The following is a 3491-nucleotide window of genomic DNA, read 5'->3' on the forward strand; positions in this document are numbered from 1 at the left end:
TCCTGCAAGTATTTGTAAATATCATATTAAAAATTTGTGAATTTAAAAGTTAACTAAAAAAATATAAATGATAATCACTATCAGTGTTAAGATGATTTATTACTTAAACCGGCCAGTAAGGCCTGCCGCATTACCGGCCGAGGTGCAGGGCAGCCTGTCCAAAGGCTAAAAGCAAGCGCCCCTTGTTCAAGCAACATCCCCTCCCCGCTGACTACAAAGTGACCACGCTGTTCAGCTTCTGCCAAAAAACTTGTTTTCAGCGGGTTGTAGACAAGGTCAGAAATAACGGCTGATGGCTTGAGACTCTCCCAGTCCAGCTGCGGCTGACTCATGGTGTCCGGATACATGCCAAGTGGCGTAGTATTAACAATGATATCCGCTTTAGCTACTGTTTCAGCAAACGCCGACGATTCCCAGGCGATACCGTTTACCGGCAGCCCGCTGCCGGCAAATCTGTTCGCAATCGCGTTGGCTTTGTCAGCGCTCCGGGCTCCAATGGCGACTGAGGTAATACCGTTCTCGATCAAGCCTGCTACTACTGCCCGTGCAGCCCCTCCTGCGCCTAAAACAACAGCATCTTTAGCCGCAACAGATACCCCGGCCGCTACCAGCGAACCAATGTATCCCCCGGCATCGGTGTTATAGCCAATCAACCGCCCATTACTGACAACAACCGTGTTAACCGCCCCCACCAGACCGGCACTGGCATCCAGCTCATCAAGCAAATCGATAATCGCCACTTTGTGCGGGATGGTAACATTGACACCGGTAAATCCCAGGGCTGTTAGCCCGGCTACCGCTTGTGGCAGCAACTCCGGTGGTGTGGGCAGCGGTAGATAAACATAGTCAAGACCACTGACAGCAAATGCCGCGTTATGCATAGCCGGTGATAGTGAATGGCCGAGCGGCCACCCAAGTAGCCCTACTTTTTGTGTTTTAGCGGTTATGATCATAACTCCACCCCCTCTTTTTTTAAGCCGCTTGTTCGTTCTAATCGGCATAAATATCAGGTCTGCGATCAGCAAAAGACAGCATCCCTTTCCGGGCCTCAGCCACACGTGCCGGATCAAGCTCACCATAGATAATTGTTTCGTGATCGCCGCCCTCAGCTACAATTACGCCTTCGGGGTCAACAAGCAGCGAATGTCCGTAAAAAGGGCTGCCTTTATGCTCACCCACACAGTTTACCGCACAGATATACATATGGTTTTCAATCGCCCGGGCTTGCACGAGTGTGCGCCAATGATGGCCCCGTGCCGCCGGCCACTCGGCTGGTACAAAAACAGCCTGAGCCCCCTGTAACGCCAGGGAACGAAAGAGTTCCGGAAACCTTAGGTCATAGCAAATACCTACGCCAACAGCCACCTTGTCAAGTGAAAGCAAACCTAGTTTAGAACCCTGGGAAAAAAAGCGTTCTTCTCCATACATGCTGAACAGGTGCACCTTTTCATAGCTGGTAATACGATTGCCTTGCCGGTCAATAATTACTGCGCTGTTATAGATCCTGCTATTCAGCCTAAGGGGCACAGACCCGGCGATGATGTTTACGTTGTTATTCCTGGCAATCCCGGTCAACCGGGTAATTAGCGGTCCATCAATAGTTTCCGCAGTCTGAGCCACATTCTTTAACGCATAACCGGTTGTCCATATCTCCGGCAATATGATGACATCAGCCTTAGCTGCAGCTTCATTAACAAGTGTTAGTCCCTTGTTTGTGTTGCCTTCAATATCACCGGCAATGACCTGCATTTGCAGCATTGCAATTTTCATATAGGACCTCCTAAAGGCGTCCGCTAGCCCGTAACAGGCGTATCGCCAGTTTTTCCAGCTGACGGGTAATCTTTGTTCCGATAAACTCTTGCGGCGCCAGCGGTTTAACCCAGATTGTAAATAAACCTAACCGGTTACCGCCCAGCATATCGGTAAATAGCTGGTCTCCTACGACAGCTACTTCAACCGGAGTCAGCCCCATAGTATGTACAGCCTGTCTAAAGCCGGTCCGGGATGGCTTTAACGCCCTGGCCACAAAAGGAGCACCGCACTGAGCGGCTATTGCCCTTACCCGTTTATTGCCGTTGTTTGACAGCAGACAGGTTTTTACCCCCTGTCCACTCAGCTGATTCAGCCAGATTTTCATATCAGGGCACAGATCCGGGCTATTCCAGGCAACAATGGTATTGTCAAGGTCGAAAATGATCCCCTTTATCCCACGCTGTTTAAGTAGATCCAGATTAATATCATACAGGGTGTCGACTACCAGGCACGGCGTTAGTAATTTAAGCAATTTTCCCTCCAAAATCCATTACTGTACAGCTACCAAAAATTATAGCATGATAAAAACAAAAACAAAAGAGACTGCCACTCTTTGCCCCCTTTGCACCGGTGAGTCAGGGAGCGTGTGTAAAAAAATTAATAATGTCCAATTATTGTAAAACCCGTTCAGATAGTTTAATATCTATGTATAGGTTAAATATGGAGTTGATCGAAATTATGTATGGTGAATCTATCAATATGGTGAATGTTCTTGAAGAAATTTTAAGAAACAAGCCTATATGCGATGACAGAGATACTATCCATGCCATTATCGCCAGGGATGGAACCATTCTTGCGGTTTGGACTGAGCCACCTAATAGGTTCCATATTCAGACACCAGATAATAAAATTCTTAAGCTGTTGACTGAGAATTTTCTTACTCTCTTAACAACTCCGCCTGCTGATATGGCTAACTTTGCGTTTCAAATCTCAGAAATCAAAATTAGACAAGCTGTAAACGTGATGGGGGAAATCATAAAGACCAGTCCTTGGCGTCAGGTTAAAGTTAAAGCTGCCTTAGACCGCAATGCCTTTGTTTTTGACATTGTAGACAAGGAACCGAAGCCGGTAAAAAGATATCTCCATCATTTTGTTAAAATTGCCTGTGCATTTTTAGTAGCTATGATCGTACCCCATATCCTTGTTTTTTCACAATGGGCACCACCAGCCAAAGTACAGCCCAACACGGAACCGATAACAGTGTATATTAAAGGCTATGTTCATAAGCCTGGTGTTTATCAAATTAAAGAGAACTCGCTTGCTTTGGATGCGGTCCATGCGGCAGGTGGCTTTTCCCTGGGAGCCGATCCTAATCAGTTAAATCTTACTCAACCCATTTCTGACTGCCAGGAAATCGTGGTATCAGGTACCCTACCGAAGTTACCTTAATAGTTTAAAATAAAAACGCCGCACCCCGGAGGATACGGCTAAAACAGGACTAAAGCTCATTGACTTTATCCAGTCTATCAGCAATTCGTTTTAACGACTTAGCTATGCTATAGAATATGTATAATCCACTACCAATTACACCTACATGGAGTATAACACTGATAACAGCCATGCCATAAGGAAAATGACCGTGCATCTAAACAACCGCCCCCTCACTTAATTAGCTTAAGATTATTTATCTCAACAGAGTGGCCATTCGCCGCTCTATATTTTTTTAATCAATCTATACT

Annotated in this window: 5 protein-coding genes; 1 reads left to right on the plus strand and 4 read right to left on the minus strand. The window is 46.2% G+C overall.

Annotated features, from left to right (window positions below):
- Window positions 1-86: 86 nt before the first annotated feature.
- Genes VN379_RS24340 through VN379_RS24350 form a run of 3 tightly spaced genes read right to left on the minus strand, consistent with a single transcriptional unit; the run spans window position 87 to window position 2284 of the window.
- Complete coding sequence (locus VN379_RS24340; RefSeq protein ID WP_325538724.1) at window positions 87-953, minus strand: shikimate dehydrogenase; 867 nt, start codon at window positions 951-953, stop codon at window positions 87-89.
- Window positions 954-990: 37 nt separating this feature from the next.
- Window positions 991-1770, minus strand: coding sequence for a carbon-nitrogen family hydrolase (locus VN379_RS24345; protein ID WP_325538725.1), 780 nt, complete (start codon window positions 1768-1770; stop codon window positions 991-993).
- 10 nt (window positions 1771-1780) lie between these two features.
- The gene (locus VN379_RS24350) at window positions 1781-2284 is read right to left on the minus strand and encodes a YqeG family HAD IIIA-type phosphatase (RefSeq protein ID WP_325538726.1); all 504 of its coding nucleotides are present in this window, start codon (window positions 2282-2284) and stop codon (window positions 1781-1783) included.
- A 206-nt stretch (window positions 2285-2490) separates the two neighbouring features.
- Here VN379_RS24350 and VN379_RS24355 point away from each other — a divergent pair, with 206 nt between their 5' ends.
- Window positions 2491-3201 (plus strand): SLBB domain-containing protein, encoded by a 711-nt coding sequence (locus tag VN379_RS24355; protein ID WP_325538727.1) that lies wholly within the window; start codon window positions 2491-2493, stop codon window positions 3199-3201.
- 49 nt (window positions 3202-3250) lie between these two features.
- Here VN379_RS24355 and VN379_RS24360 read toward each other — a convergent pair whose 3' ends face one another.
- Window positions 3251-3397 carry a hypothetical protein gene (locus tag VN379_RS24360; protein ID WP_325538728.1) on the minus strand — a complete coding sequence of 49 codons (147 nt, stop codon included), beginning with the start codon at window positions 3395-3397 and terminating at the stop codon, window positions 3251-3253.
- Window positions 3398-3491 lie beyond the last annotated feature (94 nt).

The organism is Sporomusa sp. (genome assembly GCF_035561255.1).
In the GTDB taxonomy this organism is placed as follows: domain Bacteria; phylum Bacillota; class Negativicutes; order Sporomusales; family Sporomusaceae; genus Sporomusa.

What these genes read in the sequence shown, in the direction of transcription:
- VN379_RS24340 (WP_325538724.1), bottom strand. Translation starts at nt 953, where the DNA reads ATGATCATAACCGCTAAAACACAAAAAGTAGGGCTACTTGGGTGGCCG.
- VN379_RS24345 (WP_325538725.1), bottom strand. Translation starts at nt 1,770, where the DNA reads ATGAAAATTGCAATGCTGCAAATGCAGGTCATTGCCGGTGATATTGAA.
- VN379_RS24360 (WP_325538728.1), bottom strand. Translation starts at nt 3,397, where the DNA reads ATGCACGGTCATTTTCCTTATGGCATGGCTGTTATCAGTGTTATACTC.
- VN379_RS24355 (WP_325538727.1), top strand. Translation starts at nt 2,491, where the DNA reads ATGTATGGTGAATCTATCAATATGGTGAATGTTCTTGAAGAAATTTTA.